The sequence below is a fragment of the Streptomyces sp. CNX435 genome (assembly GCF_059570575.1).
Map to the genome: position 1 here is coordinate 39,727 of NZ_JCANTA010000026.1, position 23,740 is coordinate 63,466.

Annotated in this window: 24 protein-coding genes; 11 read left to right on the top strand and 13 right to left on the bottom strand. The window is 73.8% G+C overall.

Annotation, left to right across the window (positions count from 1 at the left end; all coding sequences use genetic code 11):
* The first annotated feature begins 79 nt into the window (after positions 1-79).
* A complete protein-coding gene (locus T328_RS30635; protein ID WP_496499479.1) occupies positions 80-673 on the top strand; it encodes a TetR/AcrR family transcriptional regulator in 594 nt (197 codons plus the stop codon).
* Between the two features lie 200 nt (positions 674-873).
* Here the strand turns inward: T328_RS30635 and T328_RS30640 are convergent, their stop codons facing one another.
* The 5 genes from T328_RS30640 to T328_RS30660 form a co-directional block, all read right to left on the bottom strand.
* The gene (locus T328_RS30640; RefSeq protein WP_496499480.1) at positions 874-2,022 is read right to left on the bottom strand and encodes a serine hydrolase domain-containing protein; all 1,149 of its coding nucleotides are present in this window, start codon (positions 2,020-2,022) and stop codon (positions 874-876) included.
* A 311-nt stretch (positions 2,023-2,333) separates the two neighbouring features.
* Positions 2,334-2,783 (bottom strand): SPW repeat protein, encoded by a 450-nt coding sequence (locus T328_RS30645; protein ID WP_496499481.1) that lies wholly within the window; start codon positions 2,781-2,783, stop codon positions 2,334-2,336.
* Between the two features lie 205 nt (positions 2,784-2,988).
* Complete coding sequence (locus tag T328_RS30650; RefSeq protein ID WP_496499482.1) at positions 2,989-5,016, bottom strand: sulfatase; 2,028 nt, start codon at positions 5,014-5,016, stop codon at positions 2,989-2,991.
* 156 nt (positions 5,017-5,172) lie between these two features.
* Complete coding sequence (locus T328_RS30655; RefSeq protein WP_496499483.1) at positions 5,173-5,922, bottom strand: class I SAM-dependent methyltransferase; 750 nt, start codon at positions 5,920-5,922, stop codon at positions 5,173-5,175.
* A gap of 100 nt (positions 5,923-6,022) precedes the next feature.
* Positions 6,023-6,679, bottom strand: coding sequence for a TetR/AcrR family transcriptional regulator (locus T328_RS30660; protein WP_496499484.1), 657 nt, complete (start codon positions 6,677-6,679; stop codon positions 6,023-6,025).
* Between the two features lie 36 nt (positions 6,680-6,715).
* Here T328_RS30660 and T328_RS30665 point away from each other — a divergent pair, with 36 nt between their 5' ends.
* Entirely contained in the window at positions 6,716-7,042 is a 327-nt protein-coding gene (locus T328_RS30665) for a rhodanese-like domain-containing protein (protein ID WP_496499485.1), read from the top strand.
* A gap of 292 nt (positions 7,043-7,334) precedes the next feature.
* Here T328_RS30665 and T328_RS30670 read toward each other — a convergent pair whose 3' ends face one another.
* Together T328_RS30670 and T328_RS30675 are read right to left on the bottom strand one after the other, a co-directional pair.
* Entirely contained in the window at positions 7,335-8,519 is a 1,185-nt protein-coding gene (locus tag T328_RS30670; RefSeq protein WP_496499486.1) for a methyltransferase domain-containing protein, read from the bottom strand.
* Positions 8,520-8,975: 456 nt separating this feature from the next.
* On the bottom strand, positions 8,976-9,428 hold the full coding sequence (locus T328_RS30675; protein WP_496499487.1) for a recombinase family protein: 453 nt from the start codon (positions 9,426-9,428) through the stop codon (positions 8,976-8,978).
* A 122-nt stretch (positions 9,429-9,550) separates the two neighbouring features.
* On the opposite strand from T328_RS30675, the gene T328_RS30680 reads away from it, so the two are divergent.
* Positions 9,551-10,924 (top strand): NsdA family TPR-like regulatory protein, encoded by a 1,374-nt coding sequence (locus T328_RS30680; RefSeq protein WP_496499488.1) that lies wholly within the window; start codon positions 9,551-9,553, stop codon positions 10,922-10,924.
* Position 10,925: 1 nt separating this feature from the next.
* Here T328_RS30680 and cutA read toward each other — a convergent pair whose 3' ends face one another.
* Positions 10,926-11,267, bottom strand: coding sequence for a divalent-cation tolerance protein CutA (gene cutA, locus T328_RS30685; protein WP_496499489.1), 342 nt, complete (start codon positions 11,265-11,267; stop codon positions 10,926-10,928).
* Positions 11,268-11,335: 68 nt separating this feature from the next.
* Between cutA and T328_RS30690 the strand changes: the two genes are divergently transcribed.
* The 4 genes from T328_RS30690 to T328_RS30705 are packed head-to-tail and all read left to right on the top strand — an operon-like array spanning position 11,336 to position 13,033.
* Positions 11,336-11,584: a hypothetical protein gene (locus tag T328_RS30690; RefSeq protein WP_496499490.1), complete on the top strand. Its 249-nt coding sequence runs from the start codon at positions 11,336-11,338 to the stop codon at positions 11,582-11,584.
* 14 nt (positions 11,585-11,598) lie between these two features.
* On the top strand, positions 11,599-12,087 hold the full coding sequence (locus tag T328_RS30695) for a hypothetical protein (protein ID WP_496499491.1): 489 nt from the start codon (positions 11,599-11,601) through the stop codon (positions 12,085-12,087).
* An 11-nt stretch (positions 12,088-12,098) separates the two neighbouring features.
* On the top strand, positions 12,099-12,413 hold the full coding sequence (locus tag T328_RS30700; protein ID WP_496499492.1) for a hypothetical protein: 315 nt from the start codon (positions 12,099-12,101) through the stop codon (positions 12,411-12,413).
* Positions 12,414-12,415: 2 nt separating this feature from the next.
* Positions 12,416-13,033: a nucleotide exchange factor GrpE gene (locus T328_RS30705; RefSeq protein WP_496499493.1), complete on the top strand. Its 618-nt coding sequence runs from the start codon at positions 12,416-12,418 to the stop codon at positions 13,031-13,033.
* Positions 13,034-13,064: 31 nt separating this feature from the next.
* Here the strand turns inward: T328_RS30705 and T328_RS30710 are convergent, their stop codons facing one another.
* The gene (locus T328_RS30710) at positions 13,065-13,964 is read right to left on the bottom strand and encodes a class I SAM-dependent methyltransferase (protein WP_496499494.1); all 900 of its coding nucleotides are present in this window, start codon (positions 13,962-13,964) and stop codon (positions 13,065-13,067) included.
* A gap of 213 nt (positions 13,965-14,177) precedes the next feature.
* Here T328_RS30710 and T328_RS30715 point away from each other — a divergent pair, with 213 nt between their 5' ends.
* On the top strand, positions 14,178-15,668 hold the full coding sequence (locus T328_RS30715) for an aminotransferase class V-fold PLP-dependent enzyme (RefSeq protein ID WP_496499495.1): 1,491 nt from the start codon (positions 14,178-14,180) through the stop codon (positions 15,666-15,668).
* A gap of 65 nt (positions 15,669-15,733) precedes the next feature.
* Here T328_RS30715 and T328_RS30720 read toward each other — a convergent pair whose 3' ends face one another.
* The 4 genes from T328_RS30720 to T328_RS30735 form a co-directional block, all read right to left on the bottom strand.
* Complete coding sequence (locus T328_RS30720; protein ID WP_496499496.1) at positions 15,734-17,680, bottom strand: ATP-binding cassette domain-containing protein; 1,947 nt, start codon at positions 17,678-17,680, stop codon at positions 15,734-15,736.
* A 125-nt stretch (positions 17,681-17,805) separates the two neighbouring features.
* Complete coding sequence (locus T328_RS30725) at positions 17,806-18,345, bottom strand: GNAT family N-acetyltransferase (RefSeq protein WP_496499497.1); 540 nt, start codon at positions 18,343-18,345, stop codon at positions 17,806-17,808.
* A gap of 192 nt (positions 18,346-18,537) precedes the next feature.
* Positions 18,538-19,665: a MerR family transcriptional regulator gene (locus T328_RS30730; protein ID WP_496499498.1), complete on the bottom strand. Its 1,128-nt coding sequence runs from the start codon at positions 19,663-19,665 to the stop codon at positions 18,538-18,540.
* 22 nt (positions 19,666-19,687) lie between these two features.
* Entirely contained in the window at positions 19,688-20,647 is a 960-nt protein-coding gene (locus T328_RS30735) for a helix-turn-helix domain-containing protein (RefSeq protein ID WP_496499499.1), read from the bottom strand.
* A gap of 70 nt (positions 20,648-20,717) precedes the next feature.
* Between T328_RS30735 and T328_RS30740 the strand changes: the two genes are divergently transcribed.
* The 3 genes from T328_RS30740 (at position 20,718) to T328_RS30750 (ending at position 23,728) form a co-directional block, all read left to right on the top strand.
* Positions 20,718-21,764, top strand: a complete 1,047-nt coding sequence (locus tag T328_RS30740) for a saccharopine dehydrogenase NADP-binding domain-containing protein (RefSeq protein WP_496499500.1) — start codon at positions 20,718-20,720, stop codon at positions 21,762-21,764.
* A gap of 225 nt (positions 21,765-21,989) precedes the next feature.
* On the top strand, positions 21,990-22,664 hold the full coding sequence (locus tag T328_RS30745) for a ThuA domain-containing protein (RefSeq protein WP_496499501.1): 675 nt from the start codon (positions 21,990-21,992) through the stop codon (positions 22,662-22,664).
* On the top strand, positions 22,631-23,728 hold the full coding sequence (locus tag T328_RS30750) for a Gfo/Idh/MocA family protein (RefSeq protein WP_496499502.1): 1,098 nt from the start codon (positions 22,631-22,633) through the stop codon (positions 23,726-23,728). The genes T328_RS30745 and T328_RS30750 overlap by 34 nt, the downstream gene beginning before the upstream one ends.
* Positions 23,729-23,740: the final 12 nt, after the last annotated feature.

The window sequence follows — 23,740 nt, forward strand, 5'->3', positions numbered from 1 at the left end:
TCCCTATTTCGAGACGTGACGTCTCGAAGAGTACCACGTCTCCTAGACGTCGCGTCTCGAAATGGGTAGGCTCAGGCCCATGACCAGCGCCAAGACCCCGGCCCGCGGCCGGAAGCGCAGCGAGCACACCAGGCTCGCGATCCTCACCGCCGCGTACGAGCTCACGACCGAGGTCGACTACCAGGCCGTCACCATCGAGGGCATCGCCGCCCGCGCCGGGGCGGGCAAGCAAACCGTCTACCGCTGGTGGCCGACGAAGCCGGACGTCCTGCTGGAGGCCCTGGCCGTCAAGGCCGATCTGAAGGTCTCCACCGCGGACCAGGGCTCATTCGAAACAGAGCTGGCCGTGTTCCTACGTGATTCCGCCGCCTTGATGGCGCAGCCGGGGGTGGTTGCCGTACTGCGCACCCTGATGAGCGAGGCGCAGCGAGATCCGGACTTCCGCCGCCGCTTCCAGGACGGCTTCATGAAGAAGCGCAGAGCCGCCCTGGAATCCATCGTCGAGCGGGCCTCGGCACGCGGCGACAAGCCCGCCCACCTCACCACCGCCTTCGCGGCCGACGTGGTGTTCGGCCTGATCTGGTACCGCATCCTCGCCACCGAGCGCCTCCTCTACGAGGACGACGTCGCCGCCCTCCAGCACCTGCTCACCGAACACCACGGCAAGGAGTAGCCACGTGCCTGAGCAGGTCATCGTTCTCGCCGGAGCAACCGACGGGCTCGGCCGCGCCCTCAGCGGCGAGCCGGCCCGCAGCGGGCGCTGTTCAAGGACGTCGGCAGCGAGATGCTGCGCAACGGGCTGCGCGCGCTGATGACGACGGCTGACGACGACCGCCCCGCGCGCGCCTGAGCGCGCCCGCCCCGCGCCGCCGGTCAGCCGCAGAAGACCTCGTCCAGCAGGGCGTCCACGGAGTCGTCCAGGTCCGCCCTGTGGTCCGGCGTGACCGCGACCGTCACCCGGCGGCGCAGGTCCGCCGTCGTGAACGACCAGCTCTGGTACGCCAGGGCGTCGCCGTCGTTGCCGTATACCGTGCTTCCGCACTCGGTGTCCTGCCAGGTCAGCCCCAGCCCGTACCGCCCGTCCGCGGACGACGGCGTCCGCATCTCGGCGAGCAGCCGGTCCGGCAGCAGCCGCCCGCCGAGCAGCGCGGCGAAGAACCGGTCGAGGTCACGGGCCGTGGAGATCATCTCGCCGCCGGCGCCGAGCATCGACGGGTTCATCTCCGTGACGTCGACCAGCCGGGTCCCGCCGCTGTCCGGCGCGATCGGGACGTAGCCGCGCGGGTGCGCCCCGCGGATGCGCGGGTACGTCCCCGGCAGCGAGGTGCCGCGCAGCCGCAGCGGCCGGATGATCCGGCGCCCGATCTCCCGGGCGTACGAGCGGCCGGTGGCCTCCTGGACGATCTGGCCGAGGAGGACGTAGCCGGTGTTGGAGTACGCGTAGGCCGTGCCGGGCGGTGTCGAGGTCGGCGGGTGGGCGACGGCGCGCCGGACCTGCTCGGCGGGGGTCCAGGTCCGCCACCGGGAGTCGAGGAATGCCGGGTCCGGCGGCACGGTCAGGGTGCGCTTGTAGTCGTACAGCCCGCTGGTGTGGCCCAGCAGGTGCCGCAGGGTGATGCGGCGGCCGTCCGGTACGGCGCCGGGCAGCCATGCCTCGACCGGGTCGTCCAGCCGCAGCCGGCCTTCGTCGACGAGCTGCAGGACGACGGTGGCGAGGAACGTCTTCATGATGCTGCCGGCCCGGAACCGCCCGCGGGCCGGGACCGGTCGCGACGTGCCGCGCTCGGCGACGCCGCTGGTGCCCCGCCACACGCGCCGCCCGTCGTGCACCTCCACGAGCACGCCGACCGCGCCCTCGGCCACGAGCCCGTCCAGCCGCTCCTGCATCCGGCCGGGCCCGCCCGCCGCGCCCGCCCCGTCCGCCCGGTCTGCCCCGCCCGCCGCCGGTAGGGCGACCACCGAGCCGGCGGCCACCGCCAGCGCCGTCGCCGCCGTCACCAGCACCCGCTGTACCCGCGTCACCCGCGTCACCCGTGCCCCCTGCGCTCTCGCGCGGCTCGCCCGTCTCGCCGTTCCCGTACGCGACGAGCCTGCGCCAAGCGCCGGGCGGCGGCGATGGGGCTGGTGGGGGTATCGGCCCGGGGGCTGTCCCCATCCGGGGCGGTGTCCGCCGCGCGGGCGCAGTCAGTTGAGCGATGCGGTCAGTTGAGCGATGCGGTCGTTCCGGTCCTCACCTCACCTCCGCCGTCGCACACCGCCCGGCACCGGGTCGTCCCCGGGGGCGTACCCCGGTCGACCCGGCCCGGGCGGTGCAACGATGTGCGTGTCCGGCCTCACCCCTCCGCCTTCTTCTGGCGGAATCGCACGGTCAGACCCATGGCGAGCAGCCCCAGCAGGGCCGTGGCGCCGCCGACGCAGACGTTGCTCCAGATGGCGCCGTCGGATGCGGTGTTCGCGGTGGTGACCACCCAGGGGGAGATCACGAGCCAGGCGCCGAGGGGCACGGCCAGCCAGGCCAGGCCGGACGTCCGCTCCGGGACGAGGGCAAGCCCGAGTCCGAGCAGACCGATGGCGATGCCGACGATGAGGTTGTTGATGGCAAGGTTGGTGTTCCCCGTGAAGTGCACGACCCAGGCGGAAATCGCGGCGTACAAGCCGGCGAGCAGGATCAGACCTTCGAGGGCAACCACACCACTTCCGGCCGTCGTGCGATCGAAACGCTCTCGCATCTCGCCCACGTCGGGGTGCGAGGTCATGTCGGTGGTGCGTTGCGGATACGACATGGTTGCTGCCTCCTCTCTATGGAAAGTCGGATGCATCCCCTTCTGTCACGATACGCCCCTTTGGGTGACGGTGGGTACGCCGCCGGGTCAGGTCGCCGGTTCACCGCTCCGGAGGCGGACGATCCCGGCGATCCAGACGGGCACGTACGGTGACGTACGGCCCTGGGGTGCCGGACAGTCCTCCGGCACCCCAGGGCGCTCACCGTTACGGGCGGCTGGCGGCGTGGAGGCCGTTCAGTGTGATCGTGCCGCTGTCCAGGCGCACGCTCGCCGCGTAGCGGTACGACGCACGCACCTCGGGGTCCGTCAGGTCCAGCACCCCGCCCGCGTCCGCCGTGAACAGGAACTCCCAGCCCGCACCCTGGTCCACGTACGCCGTGGCGACCCGGCCGCGGACCACCATGGCGTAGCGGGAGCCGGGGCGGGAGAGGTCCACCGTGCCGTCGAGGTTGTCCAGCGGCTCCATGCCGACGGTGATCAGGCTGCCGTCGACGCACAGGTCCCAGCCGGCCCGCCGCAGTCCGTTGTGGTGCCGGAACAGCAGGTAGTTGTCGGCGTCCTTGGCGAGGCCGACGAAGACGGTGTCCTGGCCACCCGTACCCGCGAACGAGCCGGTGTCCAGCACCAGCGCGAAGGTGTCCGTGCGCGGGGCGGTGCCGGAGAGGAACAGCAGGTGGGTCGGCGACTGCGTGGTCACCGTCAGCCTGCCGCCGCCGGCCTCGGCGGTGCCCAGGAACGAGCCCGGCGGGACGGGCTGGACGGTGAAGCGCGCGAGGTCGGTGTCGAACGGCTCGTCCAGTTCGACCACGGGATACGCTCCCGCGTCCGGCGGGGGCGGGAGCAGGGCGACGTCCGCAAGGTGGTCGTCCAGCAGGGCGTTCAGCTCGCGGAGCCTGGCGGGGTGACGGCCGGCGAGGTCGTCGGTCTCCCCGGGGTCGCGGCCGACGTGGTACAGCTCGCCGGTGCCGTCGCGGAGCCGGCGGACCAGCTTGAACTCGCCGTGCCGGACGGCGGCGTGGGGGTGGCGGTCCTGGTTGAAGTGCGGGTACACCCAGAAGAGGGTGTCGCGGCGGAGCGGGCCGCTGCCGGTGAGCAGGGGGGCGAGGCTCGTACCGTCGAAGCGCGCGGCAGGACCGCCCGCGGGTTCGCGCCGCCCGTCGCCGGCGAGGTCCAGCGCCGTCGGGAGCACGTCGATCGTGGAGACGGGCGTGGCGTCCGTACGCCCCGGAGGCACCCGGCCCGGCCAGTACGCGATCAGCGGGACCCGGATCCCGCCCTCGTACAGCTCGCTCTTCCCGCCGCGCAGCGGCGCGGTCGCGTCCCGGAAGGGGCTGCCGTTGTCGGACGTGACGAGGATCAGCGTGCGTTCGGCCAGCCCGTGCTCCGCCAGCGCGGCGACGATCCGGCCGACCTGGTCGTCGATGCTCTCCAGCATCGCGGCCAGCACCGGCTGGTTCGGCGGCTCGCCGGCCCCGGGCTTCGCCTCGTACTTGGCGACCAGCTCCGGCTTCGCGGCCAGCGCGGTGTGCACGGCGTAGTTGGAGACGTGCAGGAAGAACGGCCGGTCGCGGTGGCGGCCGACGAAGTCGACGGCCTCGTCCGCGAGCCGGTCGGTGAGGTACTCGCCGGGCCGGCGGGCCGGCAGGTCGGGCATGAAGCTGTACGGGTGGAAGTAATCGCCGCCCGCGATGTACAGCCGCTCGGAGGCAATGGCCTCGTCCAGGCCGTGGGCGAAGGGGTTGCCGGGCCGCTCGGTGTACTCGCCGCTGTAGGTCTCGGTGAGGTGCCACTTGCCGATCAGCCCGGTGGTGTACCCGTACGGGCCGAGGAAGTCGGGGACGGTCGGGACGTCGGGGGAGAGGAACTTGTTGCTCGCCGCCGGCGCCTCGCGGAGGAAGTCGGTGATGCCGGTACGGGCCGGGTACAGCCCGGTCATGAGCGCGGCGCGGGTCGGGGAGCACAGCGGCGCGGCGGAGTATGCGCGGGTGAAGCGGATCCCTTCGCGCGCGAGGCGGTCGAGGTGCGGGGTCTCGTTGAAGGTGTTGCCGTACGAGCCGAAGTCGCGCCAGCCGAGGTCGTCGACGGACACGATGATGACGTTGGGCGGCGGCGGGTCTGAGGCGGCGGCGCCCCCGCGCGCGAGCGCGGGGGCGACGACCGCCGTCAGTCCGGCGGCGGAGGCGCCGCGCAGGACGCTGCGGCGCGAGGGTCTGCGGAACGTCGTCGGGGGCATACGGGTCAGCGTCGGACCGGCCGCGAGCGGGCGTCAACACGCGGGTGAATTAGTCCGGATGCGGCGCGGACCTGGCGCAGGGGCGGGCACGGGGCCGGGCGCGGGGCCCGGCGCGGGCGCGGGCCCCGGCGCGGGGGGCGGGCGCGCGGGGCGGGGTCAGCCCGTGGCGCGTAGCCGTACGTGGACGTCGTACGCGTCGGCGGGCGCGGGCCCGCCCTCGGGGTCGGTGACCCCGGTGACGGCGAGGCCGGCGACGGCGGCCAGGGTCTCGAAGCCGTCGCGGGTGTACCAGTGCAGCACCCACGGGCGTTCGGTGATGCTGCTGCCCGAGGGGTGGTAGCGCTCGTAGCGCAGCAGCGTCGTCTGGGTGCGGGTGTGCTCGTCCCGGTTCTCGGCGACGACGCGGACCCGCAGCTCGGCGCCGTCGGGTGCGGTGGCGGTGCGGGCGCGGCCGACCTCGTCGGACGGGGTGGGCGCGGGCAGGTGCAGGGGGACGAGGGCGGTGCCGCCCGCGGCGAGGTGGGCGCGGATGGCGCGCAGGGCGGCCAGCGCGCTGGCGTCGTCGGGCAGCAGGTTGAACGTCGGCCCGGCGAGGAAGACCGCCGCGTACCGGCGGGGCAGGTCCAGGGCCTCCATGCGCTGGTGGAACACGGCGACGTGCAGGTCCTCCGCGGCGGCGCGGCGGCGCAGCCGGTTCAGCATGTCGGACGACGAGTCGACGCCGTCCACGTCCAGCCCGCGGCGGCGCAGTTCGAGCAGCGGCTCGCCGTCGCCGCAGCCCAGCTCCAGCGCGGGGGAGCCGGCCTCCTCGACGAAGGCGGCGTACGGCTCGGGGTCCGGGGCGTCGGACTTCAGCGGCCCGTACAGCTCGGCGACGATTCCGGTGTAGAAGTCTGCTGGATCCATGTTCGCCACCCTATGACCCGGCGGCCCGGACGGGGGCCGGGTCGGTGTCGGCCGGCAGCGGGCCGGGCCGGCAGCGGGTCGGGCCGGCGCCGCGGTGGCGCTACGGGGCGGGGCGCCGCAGCGCCGCGCGGGCCAGCCGGACGACGCCGGCCCGGATGCGTTCCTCGCCGAGTTCCGGGAGGAGCGCGGCGACGTGTTCGGCGCCCAGGGCGGCGAGCAGGGCGTGGGCGGCGTGGTCCGGGTCCGGGGCGCCGTCGAGCAGGATCGCGAGGTGGCGGTGCCAGAACCGGTAGGCGCCGATGCGGTAGCGGGCGCCGACCGCGGCGGTCTCCGAGGTGCGGACCAGCGACAGGTTCTCCAGCAGGTAGTCCACGTACGCCTCGACGAACGCCGCGAGCCGCTCCTCGGCCGCCGCCGCCGGCCCCGGCTCCGCCGGCCCCGGCCCCGGCCCCAGCGGCGCCGGGCCGAACATGATCGCCTCTTGCAGGACGCGCTCGCGGGCGTCCAGCAGCGCGGCGGCCAGCCCCGACTTGTCGCCGAAGCGCCGGTACAGGGTCCCTTTGCCGACGCCGGCCTCCATCGCCACCTGGTCCATGGACACCGCCTCCACCCCGTGTTCGGCGAAGAGCCGGCCGGCCGCTTCGAGCACGGCCGCGCGGTTGCGCGCCGAGCGCGCCTGTTCCTTCGGCGGCGGGGTGCGGAGCAGTGCGAGCAGCGTTGCAGAATCGGACTGCGGTCCGTTATTGTCGTCAGGCACAAGCGGACTATAGTCCGAAACCTGAAAGGCAGTGCCATGACCGCACTCATCACCCGAGAAGAGCTGCAGACGGCCCTGGACGCGGGCACGGTGACCGTGCTCGACGCCCTCGGCGGCGACTACTACGCCAAGCAGCACCTGCCCGGCGCCCTCCCGCTCGTCCCGGCCGACGTGGACGCCCGGGCACCCGCGCTGCTCCCCGACCGCGACGCCCCGATCGTCACCTACTGCTCCAACCCGGCCTGCCCCAACAGCGGACAAGTGGCCGACCGGCTCACCGCCCTCGGCTACACCGACGTCCGCAAGTACCGCGAGGGCATCGAGGACTGGGCCGCGGCGGGCCTGCCCACCGAAACCGCCTGAACTTTCGTCTCGGGTATCGATCACATACGCAGGCGCCGCCGACCAGCCGACCGCGACGCCCGTGGAGGTGGGCAGGCCGCCGGAGAGCCGATTTACTCGGCGGCCCGCCCGCCCCGCCGACCCAGAGATGACCGGACCGGCAGGGCGCACCCGCCCTCCTCCGCGTCCAGAGCGCTCTGCACGCGAACCCTTCAGGCCACCCCCGCCCTCGTTCTTCTCATCGAGCCGCACTGCGCGCGCCGTAAGGCGACTCGGATGAGATGGGAGAGACGAGGGCGGAAGCCGGTTCAGGTCACCCCATGCGGGGCACAGCGTGGTCCGGGCGGTCCAGCCACACCAGGTGCTCGCCGTCGGTCGCGTCGACGGTCAGGCCGAAGCAGTCGACGGGCGGACGGTCCTGGCTGTTCCACCATTCCAGGCCGAATTCGACCTCCGTCCACAGCTCCCGCTTGCCGTGCTGGCAGACCCGGCCCGGCTTGCCGTCCGAACTCCACGACACCGCGGCCCAGGAAGGGTCACCCTCGGCCAGGCTGTAGACCCAGGCGTCGACGCGGTCGTCGGGCCGGCGGGTCACGTTGTGCGTCGCGTCCGGCACGACGAGGCCGAGCACGAAAGCGGCGGTGGTCAGGTCGTCGGGGCTTAGGTCGGTGCTCGACTCGCGCACGTCGTCGGGCCAGGGGTCGGGCACGTAGTCCGCGTGCTCCGGCCACCGGTCGCGTTGCGCGCGGGCCTTCATGAACTCCACCGGGCGCAGGAAGTCGCCGCTGGCGCTCTTGCCGTCGGCGGCCACGGTCAGCTTCACCAGCGCGTCCTGGTTGCTGAACGGGGTGCCCCACGGGGCCAGGATGATCCCGCCCGGCTTGACCTGGGAGATCCACGCGGACGGGATGGTGCGCAGCCCGCACGTGGCGATGATCCTGTCGAACGGCGCACCGGCCGGATCACCAGCCAGCCCGTCACGGGCCACGACGGCAGGGCGCAGCCCAGCCGCATACAGCCGCCTCCTGGCGCCGTCGGCGATGTCCTCGTCGATGTCGAGGGTGACGACGTTCTTGTTGCCGAGGCGGTGCGTGAGCAGGCCGGCGGTCCAGCCGGTGCCGCTGCCGATCTCCAGCACCCGCATACCCGCGGCGATCTCAATGTCGCGGAGCATCGCCATCACCAGCGACGGCTGCGACGCCGAGCTGGTTGGCACGGTGCCGGGGTCGCGGCCGGGGTGCGTACCGTCGTCCCACTGGGTGACGATCGCCGCGTTGCTGTCGGCGTAGTGGATCCACAGTCGCGGGTCGATGCTGCGCGAGATGGCATCGCGGGTCGTGCCGGTGATGTGGTTGTGCGGCCAGATGCGATCTGGCAGAAAGCGAGCACGGTCGACGGCGGCCCACGCCGGCGCCCAGTCGGAGGTCATGTCCCGGCAGTCGACCAGGGCGCGGCCCAGCTTCTCCCAGCCGGGCCGCACCTCGTAGTTCTCGTCCATCACTTGCGGTGGCCTCCGTCACCGGGGGGCGGACCACCGTCCGGGGACGGCGGGGGCGGCGGCGCCGGGGGCTGGATCGGGGCGGGGTTGCCGCCGTGCCCTCCATCATCGGCCGTGATCATCGTGCGTACCTCCTCCATATCGATGCTGCGGTGCGGGCCCGCGGGGGCGGGCCGGGTCGTACGGCCGGCGCGTACAAGCTCGATGAACGCGCCGGCTGACACCCGCCCTGCCATCCGTCCGACAGGCCGGGCACCGCTCCCGGGCCAGGTCATGACCCGAGAGCGGGAGATCAGGTGCCTGAGGGTCGCCGCCGACCGGGCGGGTAGCCGCGCCAGTCCGGCGCCTCCCCCAGGCTCGCGAGCGCGGGTCTTTGGTTGAACGGCTCGGGCTTCTTCTTCCGCCGGTTCACCGGGGGGAGCCGGGGCGGCGGCGCGATGGGCCGCTCACCGGTGCTCACCGCCGCCCCCGCAGCGACAACGGCGCGGCGGCGATGGTCCGCCCGAGGGCCAGCTCGCGGTTCGTCTCCCCCGCGGTGGTGACGCAATACCCGCGGGCCAGATGGACAGCGCGGCACAGGACCGCGCGGCGCTCCCGGTCCCTGCTGATCCGGTCCCACGAGTCGACCAGGCACACCGCGGTTGCGGCGGCCTGCCGCATGGCCAACGCGAGCGCAGCCCACTGGGGCCGCGGCGCATCCGTCAGCGCACGGTCACCGCGGTCCACCCACTCACCCGCGACCACCCAACCCCGCTCGTCGGCGTACCGGCGGCACCGCTCCAGACGCTCGTCCAGAGCAGCGGGCGTCAACGTGGCGTGCCGGTCGTAGATGAACGCCAACGTCTGCGGCGCACACCGCTGCCATGTCATCACCCCGTGTCCGTCGCCTGTCGCCGCCGTCGTCCTCATGCCCAACAGGATGGGAGGACAGGTATCGATCTCGATTCCCAGCGAGGGGGGTACCCACGATGGGTACACTCCGGGGACGGATTGGCTGATGATTCCGTAGAGACAGATGGCGGGGAAATCGCATGTCAGACCGCATGTCGCCAGCCGCTCTACCGGCGCACGTCCTCAACCGTGCCGATGTGCAGGCCGCGCTGCGATGCCATGATTTCGGCAAGGTGTTCAAGCTGGCTCGGCAATGGGGCGGAATCAGCTTCGTGAAGATCGCCGATGCCTGCGACATCAAGCCCGAGCGGGTAGGGAAGTTAGCCCGAGGCGAGGGCGCGATCACCACCTACGAGAAGATCACGCGCATTGCGGATGCACTGGCCATTCCTGGTCACCTGGTCGGTTTGACGCCACGCCCTTGGGGGCAGGCGCAACCGGATGAGGCACCGAGCGGTCAAGGGAGTCACCCGCTGCTTCTGCCTGATCATTTGAGGGCGAAAGATGCCCCTCGGCCCGGCAGGGCGGCAACAGCCGATCAAGAAGGAGACGACGTGCAGCGCAGGAGGTTCCTCGCGGCAACTGGACTCGCAGGAGTCGCCGGCATGCTCCCCGCGGGCGGGGCGGGGTCTCGTCTTGGGCGTCGAGATGTGGAGCATCTGCAGTTGCGCTCTTCCCGGCTTCGCCGCCTGGACGACGTTCTAGGCGGGGCAGACACACGCCACGTCTACCGCGCCGAGCTGGACGACACGGTGCGCCTCATGCGCCGCGCCAGTTACTCGGAGGCGACCGGACGGCAGTTGCTCACGGTTGTCGCCGAACAGGCGCAGCAGGCGGGTTGGGCCGCATTCGATGCTGGAGACCAGCGGGAGGCATCCACCCTCTACCGGCGAGCGCACGAGGCTGCCAGAGAGGCGAAGAACACGGCCCTTGAGGGGAATGCCCTTGCCTTCCTCGCATACCAGCAGGTCAGTAGCGCAGCGTCGGGAGTGGCCACCGCGGTCGCATCGTGCAATGCCGCGGGATCCGATGTGCCGCCCACCGTCCGTGGTCTGCTGTACGAGCGCCGGGCCTGGGCTCATGCGCGTGCCGGGGAGGCGAAAGAGACGGAGCGTGCGCTTGCTCAAACAGAGGAGGCCCTCAACGGCAGCACCGACGATCCGGGGCCCGATTGGGCATCATGGGTCGACGCGCGCGAGCTGCAGATCATGAGGGGGCGCTGCTGGACGGAGCTGCGCCGCCCGCTGCGTGCCGTCCCCGAACTTGAAGCCGCGCTTGCCGACTTCGACGACGCACACGCCCGAGACAAGGCGCTATACCTCTCCTGGCTCGCCCACGCCTATCTGGACGCCGGGGAGATCGAGCAGTCTGCGAAGGTGATCGGCAGAGCCATCGATCTCTCGGCCGGAGTCGGCTCCGTCCGTCCCCGGCAGCGCGCCCGCACCTTCTTGACCCGCTTGCACCCTCACCGGTCGTTGGACGCCGTCGCCGAGGTGCTGCGCCTAGCCGCATAACTCAGGCCGGTTCGTTGCCCGGTTCCTCTGCCACCGTCTGACGTACCCAGTCCAGACAGCCCCGCGCGCCGGCGGTAATCGGGACGGCCGTGATCTCCGGGTTGTTCCACGGATGGTGCTCCAGCAGGTGCGTTTCAAGCTCCGCGTAGCGGTCAGCGGTGGTCTTGAAGATCACCTGCCATTCCTCGCCCTCTCCGAACTCCCCCAGGTGCCAGAACAGCGAGACCACGGGACCGACCACTTGCACCCCGGCCGCCAGCCGCGCCTGCGTCGCACTCCTGCCCAGCGCCACCGCTGCCTCGCGGGTCTCCGTCGCCGTGTAGACCTGTACGAAGTCACTCATGCCCCGAGCCTAGCGACTCGCCGCCCGCCCGCCGCCCCGCGTTGCCGCACATCCAACGAGCGCTGTTGATGCGCAATCCCGACGCAGGGCGCAGCCGCGCACTCGACCGCATCGGCCTGGCAGAGTGCGCGTTCCTCATGGGCGACAGAACCGCGGCCGCCGAGCACACTCACGAGGCGGTCGACGCAGCCGCGCAGACCCAGTCCAGCCGAGTCCGCGACCAACTCGCCGACCTCTACCCATACACCGTGGGCCACAGTGCGTCGTCGGCTGTTCGCGAGGCGCGCGGTAGGATCCGCGAACTGCTGGCGAACTGACGATGGGGCTGAACGTGACAACCCTGGCAGTAACCGGGCACATGGACTTGCAGAGCGAGACCGTCACCCTGGTGCTGGACGCCTTGCATGAACTGGTCGCCCAGCACGACACTGCCGAGCTGGTGGGCGTGTCCTGCATCGCGGCCGGCGCCGACAGTCTCTTCGCCCAGGCAGTCATTGAGGCCGCCGGCCGACTGATCGCCGTGATCCCTTCCGAGGACTACCGACAGACCAAGGTCAAACCCGAACACACGACGACATTCGACCTCTTGGCCGAAGCTGCCCACGAGGTGGTTGTCATGCCTTTCAAGACAGCGAACCGCCAGGCGTACGAGGCGGCGAACGCCGAGCTTCTACGACGCGCAGACCGGCTCATCGCCGTATGGGACGGGCAGCCGCCCTGTGGCAAGGGCGGCGGCACCGCGGACACCGTACTTGAGGCACGCACGATCGGCCTGCCAGTCGATGTGGTCTGGCCGGAAGGATCAGCAAGGCGAGGCTAGCCCAGCGCTCCATGCCTGCTGTCGCGCACTGCGCCGAGCAGGGGATGGCCGTCGGCGTCGCCGACCCGCAACTGGTGCGGAAGCTGACGGCGCACCGCGTCGAGGCCGGTCTGGCGGTCCAGAAGACCTGGCGCTGGCGCAAGCGCATGGGCCCGGTCGTGGGGGCCGGTTTCTTCGTCGGCGTGGTCGCCTCCGCCGGTCACTCCGCCGGCTCCGTGCTCTTCCTCCTCGCGTTCGCGCTGGTGGTGGGCATGGGCCTCAGGCCCTGCTGGCAGCACGCGCGCGACGCACTCCCGCCGCACTTCCGCCCACCGCAGGGGAGATGACGATGACCGACCCCGTACCACCGCGGACCCCGCCGGCACCCGGCTGCCCGCCCGATGCCGTCCCGGCGCCCTCGGCGCCTTCGGCGCCCGGCGCGCCCCCCGCGGCCGACCCCGCGGTGCCGCATCCCGGCGCGGACGACCCCTTCGCGGTCGTCGCGGACGCCGTCGACGGGATGCGCGAGGAGCTGGCGGCGCTCGGCGACCAGTTCCGCCGCCGGCTGCTCAACGACCGGGAGGCCCGGCGCGGCCTGGACGTGCTGCACGACGAACTCGCCCGCGCCCGCGGCGCCGCCGAGGGCCGTACCGTACAGCCGCTGCGCTACGATCTCGTGCTCCTGCTGGACCGGGTGGAGCGGCACGCGGCGACCGGCGACGCGTTCGCGGACTCGGTGCGCGCGGAGCTGGAGGTGGTGCTCGAGAAGTACGGCATGACCCGGCTGCCGCCGGCCCCCGGGCCGTTCGACCCCGGCACCCAGGAGGCGGTGGGCACGATCCCGGCGCCCTCGCCGGGGCACGACGGCATGGTCGCCGAAGTCGTACGGCACGGCTACCGGATGGCGGACCGTATCGTCCGCCCTCAGCAGGTCCGCGTCTACGCGGCGGCCCGGCCGACGGCGTGAGGCGGGCTCAGGGCCGGACTCAGTGCCCGGTTCAGCGCCCGGCCCGGCGGAAGTGCCAGACGAGCCCCGCCGGAACGCCGGCGTCGGCCGCCGCCGTGGCCTCCGGGACCAGCTCCCGCAGGGACCACGGCCACGCCTCCCACGGCCCCGGGTCCGTCGCCGGTTCCGGCGGGGGATCCGCCGGCGCCGGGCCGCCGCGGGTCGGCAGCCCCGGCTCCTCGCAGCGCAGCACCCCCAGCCCCGCCGCGAGCGCGGCGCGCACGTAGTCCCCGACCGCGTGGCGGTACGTCTCCACCCGCCCCGGCGTCCCGTCCGGCAGCCGTACCGCGGGAACCGACCCGAGCGCCACCCGCTCCGGGTGGATGTCCGACGTCACGAGGTGCCCGCCCGGGCGCAGCACCCGGGCGAACTCCGCCAGCACCGGCCCCAGGTCGGGTACGTGCGCCAGGGCCAGCGAGCAGACCACCACGTCCACGGCGCCGTCGGCCACGGGCAGCCGGTCCAGCTCGCCGAGGCGGAAGTCGCCGGCCGGGACCCGGTTGCGCGCCCGCGCCAGCATGTCCGGCGAGCTGTCGACGCCCACCGTCCGGTGGCCCCGCGCGGCGAGCAGGGCCGTCATCCGCCCGGTGCCGCAGGCGGCGTCGAGGGCGGCGCCCGGCGGCAGCGGGTCGAGGATCCCGGCGACCACCGGCTCGTCGACGTCGAACGCCGAGTTGGGCCCGTCGTACGACTCCGACCAGATCCGGTATCCCTCGACCGTGCCCACCCGGCGCACGTCCACGCCCGCGTCCGCCAGCGCCTCGTCGTCGAGCAGCCTGCGGATCTCCCCGAGCCGCGCGGCGACGAACGCGCGGTCGTGCTCCCCGGTGAACGAACGCAGCAGGCCGACGCCTTCCAGGCCCACCAGGTAGGCCAGCGGATCTTGATGCATCACGGCCGTGACGCTAGTGACGCGCCACGTGTCCACGCCACCGATTTGCGCGCGCCCGCCGCCCGCCCGTATGCCTCCCGCCTGCCGTCCGGCGGCTCCGGCCGTTCGGCTGAGGAGAAGAACCGACCCCGGCCGCGTTGACCGGTGACGCCGGGCGCGGCCGGTGTCATCCTGGTATGGCTACCTTTGGCGGATTTTATAGGGAGGGGTCCCATGGGCAGGGCAGACACCACCCGGCACGTACGCGCGGACGCGGCGGACGCGGCGGACGCCCCCGACCTCTTCGCGGAGCTTCGGGCACGCGAGTTCGGCTATCTGGACGAGGGCGGGCACACCTACCTCGACCACACCGGCGCCGGCCTCCCGCCCCGCTCCCTCGTCGCGGGGAGCGCGAAGCGGGTCACCGGAGGGCTGTTCGGCAACCCGCACTCCGAGAGCCCCGCCTCCCGCGCCTCCGGGGACCTGCTCGCCGAGGCCCGCGCGGCGGTGCTGCGGCACTTCAACGCCGACCCCGCCGAGTACGCCGTGATCTTCACGCCCAACGCCACGGGCGCGCTGCGCCTGGTCGGCGAGGCGTACCCGCTCGGGCGCGGCAGCAGGCTCGTCATGCCGCTCGACAACCACAACTCGGTCAACGGCCTGCGGGAGTTCGCGCGGGCGCGCGGCGCGACCGTCGAGTACGTCCCCCTGCGCACCCCGGACCTGCGCATCGACGAGGACCGGATGTGCGCCGCCCTGTCCGTACGGGACCGGCGCCCCGGCCTCGGGCACGTCCCCCGGCCCGGCGGCGCCGCCGCCGACCGGCCGCGCGGGCTGCTGGCGTATCCGGCGCAGAGCAACTTCACCGGCGTACAGCACCCGCTGGAGTGGATCGGGACCGCCCAGTCCCACGGCTACGACGTCGTCCTCGACGCGGCGGCGTACGTACCGTCGAACTCCCTGGACCTCGGCCGCCACCACCCGGACTTCACCGTCGTCAGCTGGTACAAGGTCTTCGGCCACCCCACCGGCGTCGGCGCCCTGGTCGCCCGCCGGCCGGCGCTGGCGAGGCTGCGGCGCCCGTGGTTCGCCGGCGGGACGATCTACGCGGTCAGCGCGCAGGCGCAGTGGCACGTCCTCACCGACGGCGAGGCCGCGTTCGAGGACGGGACGGTCAATTTCCTGGCCATACCGGACGTCACCGCCGGGCTCGCCTGGATCGGGCGCATCGGCATGGACCGCGTCCACGACCACGTCGCCGCGCTGACCGGGCAGCTCCTCGCGGGACTGCGGACGCTGCGGCACAGCGACGGCTCGCCGCTGGTCCGGGTGTACGGGCCGGACTGTACCGGCACCCCGCGCGGCGGCACGGTCGCGCTGAACGTACTCGACGCCGACGGCCAGGTCGTCGATGAGCGCGTCATCATCCGCGACAGCGCCGCGTCCGGCATCTCCCTGCGCACCGGCTGCTTCTGCAACCCGGGTGCCGGCGAGGCGGCCTTCGGCCTGCCGCCGCGCCGGCTGCGCCGGGCGGCCCGCCGGCGGCTCGGCTCGCTGGAGGACTATCTGGAGCTGCTGCGCCTGCCCTCGGCGGGTGCCGTGCGCGTCTCGTTGGGGGTGGCGTCGCAGCCCGGGGATGTCGAAACGTTTCTGTCGTTCGTGACGCGGACGTACCGGGACCGGGTGCCCGGTGTGGCGGGGCTGGCGCCGCGGCTGGGCTGCTGACGCCCTCGCGGCCCCCGGACCCCGGATCCCGGATCCCGGATCCCGGACCCGGATCCCGGCCCGTGCTAGCGACCCCGGCGGCTCCGCACCGCCCCGTCCCGGCACTTGCGCACCAGCACCCACCACGTCAGCGCCACGAACAGCACCGCGAAGCCCGCCAGGACCGCCCACCCGCGCGCCGCCGGGTGCACGAAGGAGTCCCCGTACGACGCCAGCAGCGGCGGCCCCAGCGGCGACCCGCCCGTACGCCACAGCGACTCCAGGCCCACCCCGCTGCCCAGCGCCTCGAACGCCCAGCGGTTGGTCATCGCCCAGCTGATCATCTCGCCGCCCAGGGTCATCCGCGGCACCGGCACGAACGCCCCCGAGAACAGCACCTGCGGAAAGCACAGCAGCGGCAGCATCAGCGTCGCCTGCCCCGGCTCCGACACCGCCGCCGACGCGAGCAGCCCGAGCGCGAGCGCGGCGGCGGAGGCCAGCACGCTCGACGCGAACAGCGACGCGTACGTGCCCCAGCCGGCCGCGGGCAGCCGGTCCAGGGCGCGGAGCACGGCCAGCAGCAGCGCGTCGGCGAGGGCGAGCACGGGCAGCATGGTGGTGAGCTTCGAGGCGACGTACGGGCCGATCCGCAGCCCGGCGTGCCACTCGCGGCGCAGGACGGGCAGCTCGGTGCAGATCTGCAGCAGGCCGTACGTCAGCCCGAAGAAGAAGGCGCCGAAGGCGATCCAGAACATGATCATTGCCGTGGACCCGGGATCCGGCGATGCGGGATCGAACGCGCCGGCGCGGAAGAGCACGGCGAACATCGCCACGATCACGAGCGGCGAGCCGGCGAGGACGGCGACGGAGAGCCGGTTGTGGAGCATGACGGCGGTGCCGCGGCGGGTGAGCAGGGCCCACTGGCGCAGGGCGCCGACGCGGGCCGCCCTGCCGGCGGGGGCGGCTGACCCCGTGGTCCGGGGCGGCGCCGCGGGCCCGTCAGGTGCTCCCGGCTCGTCCGGCGCCGCGGGTCCGTCCGGCGCCGCGCGCTCGGTCGCTGTCGCCGGCCCGGCCGTCCCCGCCGGCCCAGCCGTTGTCCCCGCTGTCCCCGCCGTTCCCGCTGTCCCCGCCGTTCCCGCTGTCCCTGCCGTCCTCGCCGCGTCCGCGGGCGGCGGGGCGTCGGGCTGCTCCGGGATCTCGCCGGCAACCGCGCCGTCCCCGCCCCCGGCCCCCGCCGCCCGGGCGCCGCCCGCCACCGCCTCGTACACCTCCTCCGCCGTCCCCACCCCGAACGCCGCGCACAGGCCCACCGGATCGCCCGCGTACGCCACCTCACCCGCCGCGGACAGGAAGATCACCTGGTCGCAGCGCGGCAGGTCGGCGAGGACGTGCGTGGTCAGCACGACGGTGGTGCCGTCGTCGGCCAGCCGGCGCAGGGTGCGGATCAGCTCCGTACCCGTGGCCGGGTCGAGTCCGGACGTCGGCTCGTCGAGGAACAGCACCCGCGGCCGGGTCAGCAGCTCCACCGCGATGCTCGCCCGCTTGCGCTCGCCCCCGCTCAGCGCCCGTACCGGGGTGTCGCGGCGCGACGTCAGCCCGAGGGTGGCGAGCACCCGGTCGACGGTCGCGGCGACGGTCGCGGCCGGGACGCCCGGCGGCATCCGCAGGCCGGCCGCGTACACCAGCGTGCGGTGCAGCGGCAGCTCGCGGTGGATGATGTCGTCCTGCGGTACGAACCCGAACCCCGGCCCCGGCGCCCCCGGCGGGGCGCCGTCGTGCCGCACCTCGCCCTCGCTCGGCGCGCTCAGCCCCGCCAGCGTCTGCAGCAGCACCGTCTTGCCGGCGCCGCTGCTCCCGGCGATCACGGCGAGAGCCCCCGGCGCGACGTCGAGCGACACCCCGCCGAGCACTCGCCCCGCCCCGCGTACGTCCCGGCTCACCCGCCGCGCCCGCAGGCGCATACCGGCCGGCGGAACGGAGGCACCGGCCGAGGCACCGGCGGAGACACCCGAGCGCAGGGGCGGCGTCGACATGAGTGCAGCATGCCAAAGGAACCGCGTTCCGAGCCCTCGCGGCTCGCGAGTCGTACCGGCGATCGGATGATCGTCAAGTGCCTGGAAGGTCCCGGAAGAGGCCGCCCGCCTACGCCGCCACCCGCCTACGCCGCCGCCGGCTTCCACTCCTCGGCGAGCAGGCCGAGCAGCACCTCGTCCAGGAACTCGCCCAGCACCCAGGCCGAGGAGCGCAGCACGCCCTCGCGGACGAAGCCGTTGCGCTCGGCGGCGCGCAGCATCGGGGCGTTGTCCGCCAGCGTCTCGATCTGCAGCCGGTGCAGGCCGCGTACGACGAAGCCGTAGTGGCAGAGCGCGGCCACAACGTCGGTACCGTAGCCCTTGCCGCGGGCGGACGGCATCAGGCCGAGCCCGATGTGCGCGGACCGGGCGTGATTGTCGATGCCCCACAGCGTCGCGGTACCGACGAGCGCACCGCCGTCCAGCTCCACGATGGAGAACGGGACGAGCGACTCCTTCTTGTCGTCCACCAGCAGCGGGTTGTCCTTCGAGTCGGCCGCGATCGGCCGCCAGGGCTTGACCTGGGCCCGCGAGCCGGCGACGACGTCGTCGTACATCTCGGCCTGCAGGACGGGGATGTCGTCTGCGTGCCGGGCTCTGAGCCCGATCTTTGTGCCTCGTAGCATGCCTGCTTCCTAACCGGCCGGGCCTGCTTGCCGCAAACGGATTGACCGGAGACGCCGTGCACGTTCGGGGATACATCGGCGAAATCCGCCCGGCCGGAGGCCGGCTTCGCGACCCTCGGAACATGTCCATCGGATAGCCGGCGAGAGGGCCCGGACCGCCCGGCCCTCGGCCCCCGGCCCTCCGGCGCCGGCTCACGCGATGAGGAGGCGCAGGCCCAGTTCCGCCGCGTCGAGGGCGACCAGGTCGCGGTTGCGCTCCGCCCAGCGGCCCGAGGCGAGGTCGTCGCGGAGGCCGGCCACCGCCCGCCGCTCGGCCTCGGGCCCCACCCTGGTCCACACCGACACCGCGCGGCGCACCCGCTCCTCCAGGTACGCCTCGGGCCGGCGCCAGTAGGCTTCGAAGAAGCCGTCGGCGCAGTCCCACGGGACGAGCACCGGCTCCGCGCGGCCCCCGATCGCGCGGGTCAGGTCGGCCAGCGAGGGCCAGTCGACGAGGAGGTCGGCGAACTCCGGCAGGTAGTCGCGGGTGAGCCAGAACCGCTCCCGCCGGCCGGGGTCGCCGGCGTCGTACGTGAACACCACCACGCGGCGCGCCACGCGCCGCATCTCGCGCAGCCCGGCGACCGGGTCCGGCCAGTGGTGCACGGTGCTCACCGCCATCGCGGCGTCGAAGGACCCGTCCGCGAACGGCAGGCTCTCCGCGCCGGCCGCCACGCAGCGCGCCGCGCCCGCGGGGCGCTGCGCCCGCATGACCGCCGACGGCTCCACCGCCGTGACGTCGCGGTCGGGGGGTTCGTACGAGCCGGTGCCGGCGCCGACGTTCAGCACCGTACGGGCGTCCCCGAGCGCGTCCCACATCCGCGCGGCGATCCGCGGCTCGGTGCGCCGCGTCGCCGGGTAGGCGGAGCCGATGGCCTCGTACAACTGCGGTCCGAACACCTTGAGTTGCTCCTCCGACGTCGTGCTGATCCCCATCGCCCGCGCCTGCAGTTCCCTGTCGATGGCCGTCACCATGGCGGCGGTGCGGTCGCGCTGCTCCCGCAGCAGCCCGCGCAGCCGCCGCAGGTGCGCGACGGCGTCGGTGGCCGGGTCGTCGACCAGGTCCGCGATCTCGCGCAGCCCGAAGCCCAGCCGCCGGTAGCCGAGCACCTCCCGCAGCCGTTCCACGTCGGCCGGCGCGTACGCCCGGTAGCCGGCCGCGGTCCGCGCGGACGGCCGGACGAGGCCGATCTCGTCGTAGTGGTGCAGCGTGCGGACGCTCACCCCGGCCAGCTCGGCCACGCGCCCCACGGTCAGACGTTCCGCCACACCCACGACCATGCGGCATCACGCCACGTGAGGGTCAAGCGCCCGGCTCCCGGTGCCGCGCGCGGAAGGTGCGGCGGTACGCCGCCGGGGGCACGCCCACGGTGCGCTGGAAGTGGCGGCGCAGCGTCGTGGCGGTGCCCATGCCGGTGGCCGCCGCGATGGCGTCGACGCTCCGGTCGGTGGTCTCCAGCAGCTCCTGGGCGCGGCGGATCCGCTGGGTGAGCAGCCACTGCAGCGGGGTGGCGCCGGTCGCCGTGCGGAAGTGGCGGGTCAGGTTGCGTGAGCTCATGCGCGCCCGGCGGGCCAGGTCCTCGACCGTCAGCGGCCGGTCGATGCGCTCCAGCACCCAGGGGAACAGCGCGGCGAGCGGCCGGTCGTCGGTGGCGGGCACCGGCGCGGCGACGAACTGGGCCTGGCCGCCGTCCCGGTGCGGCGGCACGACGAGGCGGCGGGCGACGGCGTTGGCGACCGCCGAGCCGTGGTCGCGGCGTACGAGATGCAGGCACAGGTCGAGCGCGGCGGCCTTCCCGGCGGAGGTAAGCACGCTGCCGTTGTCCACGTAGAGCACGTCCGGGTCGACCGCCACCTGCGGGTGGCGGGCGGCGAGGACCCCGGTGTGCGCCCAGTGCGTCGTCGCGCGCCGGCCGTCCAGCAGGCCGGCGGCGGCCAGCACGAACGCGCCGGTGCAGAGGGAGGCCACCCGGGCGCCGGCCTCGTGGGCCGCGCGCACCGCGGCGACCAGGTCGGCCGGCGGCGCCGCGTCGACGTCCGCCCAGCCCGGGACGATCACGGTGCCGGCGCGCCGGAGCCGGTCAAGACCGTGGTCGGGCTCCAGCCGGAACCGGCCGAACCGCACGGCCCGCGATCCGCAGACGGAGACGTCGTACCAGGGGCCGGTCACCTCGTCGGGCGGGGAGCCGAGGGCCTCGTACGCCACGGACAGCTCGAAGTGCAGCATCCCGTCGGTGACGGCGAGCGCGACGGTGTGGTTCATGTCCGAAATTGTACGGGCGTTGTCGTTCCAGACGCTCGCGGCGGGGTGCCCGGCCCGCCAGGATGTCCCCATGGAAAAGGAATCGGGCCAGGTCGTGGCGGTGTTCGGAGCGTACGGGCACACCGGGCGCTTCGTCGTGGAAGAACTGCGGGACCGCGGGTACGTCCCGCTGCTCACCGGCCGGGACGCCGGCAGGCTGGCGGCGCTGGCGTCGGCGACCGGCCTTCAGGCCCGCCCGGCGACCGTCTACGACCCGGCCGCGCTCGACGCCGCCCTCGCCGGTGTCGCGGCGGTGATCAACACCGCCGGGCCCTTCGCCACGACCGCCGCGCCGGTGATCGAGGCGGCGCTGCGCGCCGGGATCCCGTACGTGGACGTGGCGGCCGAGATCGAGGCGAACGCCGACACGTTCGCCCACTTCGCCGACCGCGCCCGCGCCGCCGACGCGCTGGTCGTCCCCGCGATGGCCTTCTTCGGCGGCCTCGGCGACCTGCTGACCACCGCGGCGATGGGCGACGACTGGACGGCGGCCGACGAGGTGCACGTCGCGTACGGGCTGAGCAACTGGCACCCCACCGCGGGCACGCGCGCCGCGGGCGAGGTCTCCGGGGCCCGGCGGGGCGGCCGGCGCGTCCGCTACGCGCGCGGGCGGCTGGAGTACCACGACGCGGAACTCCCCGTCCTCGACTGGCCGTTCCCCGCCCCGCTGGGTACGCGGCCGGTCGTCGGCGAGTTCACGACGGCCGACGTCGTGACCGTCCCCAGCCACCTGGCCGTCCCGGAGATGCGTACCTACATGGCCGCCGAGGCGGCCCGGGACCTGTCGTCGCCGGACACCCCGGCGCCGACCGCGGCCGACGAGCGCGGGCGCTCCGCGCAGACGTTCCTCGTCGACGTCGTCGTACGTTCCCAAGGCGCGGAACGCCGCGCCACGGCCGCGGGCCGGGACATCTACGCGGTCACCGCCCCGCTGGCGGTGGAGGCGGCGCACCGCATCCTCACCGGCCGGGCCCGGACGACCGGCGTCGCCTCCGCCGGCGCGGCCTTCGACGCCCCCGCCTTCCTCCGCGCGCTGTCCGCCCACCTCACGCTCGATCTGCACCCGCCGCGGCCGTGACGGCGTGCAGGCGCGCGAGGTCGTGGGCAGGTTCCTCGACGAGGTGCCCGCGGCGGGGCTTCCGCCCGCAGCGGACCCGGCGCACCGAGGGCATTAGTCAAACGTATTGACAAACTTCTCCGGGCATTTCTACGTTGGGATGACGCGTGCCCGACTCCGTCCCCTCCACCACCACTCCGAACGCCGCGCTGCGTCGCGCGGCGCCGATGGGAGCGTGCATTCACCTTGGCTACCGAGTCCCGGCGGGCCCTCGTCGTCCGCGGCGGCTGGGACGGGCATCATCCCGTGACGATCAGCGACCGCTTCGTCCCGCTCCTGAAGGAACACGGCTACACCGTCGAGACCCACGAGGACCTCGCGGTGTACGACGACACCGAGTTGCTGGCCGCCGCCGACCTGGTCGTGCAGTGCTGGACGATGGGCACCCTCAGCCGCGAGCGGAGCGCCAACCTCGCCGCGGCGGTGCGCGCCGGCACGGGCCTGGCGGGCTGGCACGGCGGCATCGTCGACGCCTTCTCCGACCACGGCTACCAGCTGCTGACCGGCGGCTTGTTCGTGATGCACCCGCCCGGCTACCACGACCACGGCTACCGCCTCGTACCCGAGCGCGCCGGCCACCCCGTGATCGCCGGCCTCGACGACTTCACCGTCCACTCCGAGCAGTACTGGGTGCTCACCGACCCGCACATCGACGTGCTGGCCACCACCACCTTCCCGCCGGACGAAATCCACGACGAGCCCGTGACCGTGCCCGCCGTATGGACCAGGACCTGGGGCCGGGGGCGCGTCTTCGTATCGACGATCGGGCACAAGCCCGACGACTTCGACGTGCCGGAGGTCCGGACGCTGACCGAGAGGGGACTGCTGTGGGCGAGCCGCCCGAGCCCGGCCGGCCGTTGAACGTCGGCATCGTGGGCGCGGGAAAGATCAGCGGCGCCTATCTCGACACGCTGGCCGGGCTGATGACGCTGCGGCCGACCGCCGTCACCGACCTCGACCGCGGCCGGGCCGAGGCGGTCGCCGCGCGCTGCGCGGGCGCGGTGGCCGTGGCGGACACCGTCGCCGACCTGGTCGCCCGGGACGACGTGGACGCGGTGCTCAACCTCACCGTCCCGGCGGCGCACGCCGAGGTCGCCCTCGCGGCGCTGCGCGCGGGCAAGCACGTGTACGGCGAGAAGCCGCTGGCCGCGAACCGCACGGAGGCCCGCGCCGTGCTGGCGGCGGCCCGCGAGACCGGGCTGCGGGTCGGCTGCGCGCCCGACACCGTCCTCGGTACGGGCACCCAGACCGCGCGCAAGGCGGTCGACGACGGCCTCGTCGGACGCCCGGTCGCGGCGACGGCGTTCATGACGACCGCCGGCCACGAAGCCTGGCACCCCGACCCCGAGTTCTACTACCGGCCCGGCGGCGGCCCGCTCCTCGACATGGGCCCGTACTACCTGTCCGCGCTCGTCCACCTGCTGGGTCCGGTGACCCGGGTCGCCGGCGCCGCCGTCCGGCCGCGCGCCGAGCGCACCGTCGGCAGCGGACCGCGGGCCGGGCAGACCTTCCCCGTCGAGGTGGACACCCACGTCACCGGCGTGCTGGAGCACGCCGGCGGCGCGCTGTCCACGCTGGTCATGAGCTTCGACGTGAAGGCCGCGCGGCTGCCGCGCATCGAGGTGCACGGCACCGCCGCGTCGCTGTCCGTGCCCGACCCCAACACCTTCGACGGGCCCGTCGAGCTGAACCGCGGCGACGGCTGGGAGCACCTGCCCGCCGCGGCCGGCTACCCGGCCGCGGGGCGCGGTACCGGCCTCGCCGACCTGTACGAAGCCCTGTCGGCCGGGCGCCCGCACCGCGCCTCGGCCGAACTCGCCGCCCACGTCCTGGACATCATGCTCACGCTCCTGGACGCGGCGGCCGAGGGCCGGTCCCTGGCCGTGTCCAGCACCTGCGAGCGGCCCGCCCCGGTCGTCCGCTGACACCCCCTTCGT

Excerpts from the sequence above, each read along its gene's own strand:
- T328_RS30635 (WP_496499479.1), top strand. The coding sequence starts at position 80 with ATGACCAGCGCCAAGACCCCGGCCCGCGGCCGGAAGCGCAGCGAGCAC.
- T328_RS30645 (WP_496499481.1), bottom strand. The coding sequence starts at position 2,783 with ATGTCGTATCCGCAACGCACCACCGACATGACCTCGCACCCCGACGTG.
- T328_RS30650 (WP_496499482.1), bottom strand. The coding sequence starts at position 5,016 with ATGCCCCCGACGACGTTCCGCAGACCCTCGCGCCGCAGCGTCCTGCGC.
- T328_RS30655 (WP_496499483.1), bottom strand. The coding sequence starts at position 5,922 with ATGGATCCAGCAGACTTCTACACCGGAATCGTCGCCGAGCTGTACGGG.
- T328_RS30665 (WP_496499485.1), top strand. The coding sequence starts at position 6,716 with ATGACCGCACTCATCACCCGAGAAGAGCTGCAGACGGCCCTGGACGCG.
- T328_RS30670 (WP_496499486.1), bottom strand. The coding sequence starts at position 8,519 with ATGGACGAGAACTACGAGGTGCGGCCCGGCTGGGAGAAGCTGGGCCGC.
- T328_RS30675 (WP_496499487.1), bottom strand. The coding sequence starts at position 9,428 with ATGAGGACGACGGCGGCGACAGGCGACGGACACGGGGTGATGACATGG.
- T328_RS30680 (WP_496499488.1), top strand. The coding sequence starts at position 9,551 with ATGTCAGACCGCATGTCGCCAGCCGCTCTACCGGCGCACGTCCTCAAC.
- cutA (WP_496499489.1), bottom strand. The coding sequence starts at position 11,267 with ATGAGTGACTTCGTACAGGTCTACACGGCGACGGAGACCCGCGAGGCA.
- T328_RS30690 (WP_496499490.1), top strand. The coding sequence starts at position 11,336 with ATGCGCAATCCCGACGCAGGGCGCAGCCGCGCACTCGACCGCATCGGC.
- T328_RS30700 (WP_496499492.1), top strand. The coding sequence starts at position 12,099 with ATGCCTGCTGTCGCGCACTGCGCCGAGCAGGGGATGGCCGTCGGCGTC.
- T328_RS30705 (WP_496499493.1), top strand. The coding sequence starts at position 12,416 with ATGACCGACCCCGTACCACCGCGGACCCCGCCGGCACCCGGCTGCCCG.
- T328_RS30710 (WP_496499494.1), bottom strand. The coding sequence starts at position 13,964 with ATGCATCAAGATCCGCTGGCCTACCTGGTGGGCCTGGAAGGCGTCGGC.
- T328_RS30715 (WP_496499495.1), top strand. The coding sequence starts at position 14,178 with ATGGGCAGGGCAGACACCACCCGGCACGTACGCGCGGACGCGGCGGAC.
- T328_RS30720 (WP_496499496.1), bottom strand. The coding sequence starts at position 17,680 with ATGTCGACGCCGCCCCTGCGCTCGGGTGTCTCCGCCGGTGCCTCGGCC.
- T328_RS30725 (WP_496499497.1), bottom strand. The coding sequence starts at position 18,345 with ATGCTACGAGGCACAAAGATCGGGCTCAGAGCCCGGCACGCAGACGAC.
- T328_RS30730 (WP_496499498.1), bottom strand. The coding sequence starts at position 19,665 with ATGGTCGTGGGTGTGGCGGAACGTCTGACCGTGGGGCGCGTGGCCGAG.
- T328_RS30735 (WP_496499499.1), bottom strand. The coding sequence starts at position 20,647 with ATGAACCACACCGTCGCGCTCGCCGTCACCGACGGGATGCTGCACTTC.
- T328_RS30740 (WP_496499500.1), top strand. The coding sequence starts at position 20,718 with ATGGAAAAGGAATCGGGCCAGGTCGTGGCGGTGTTCGGAGCGTACGGG.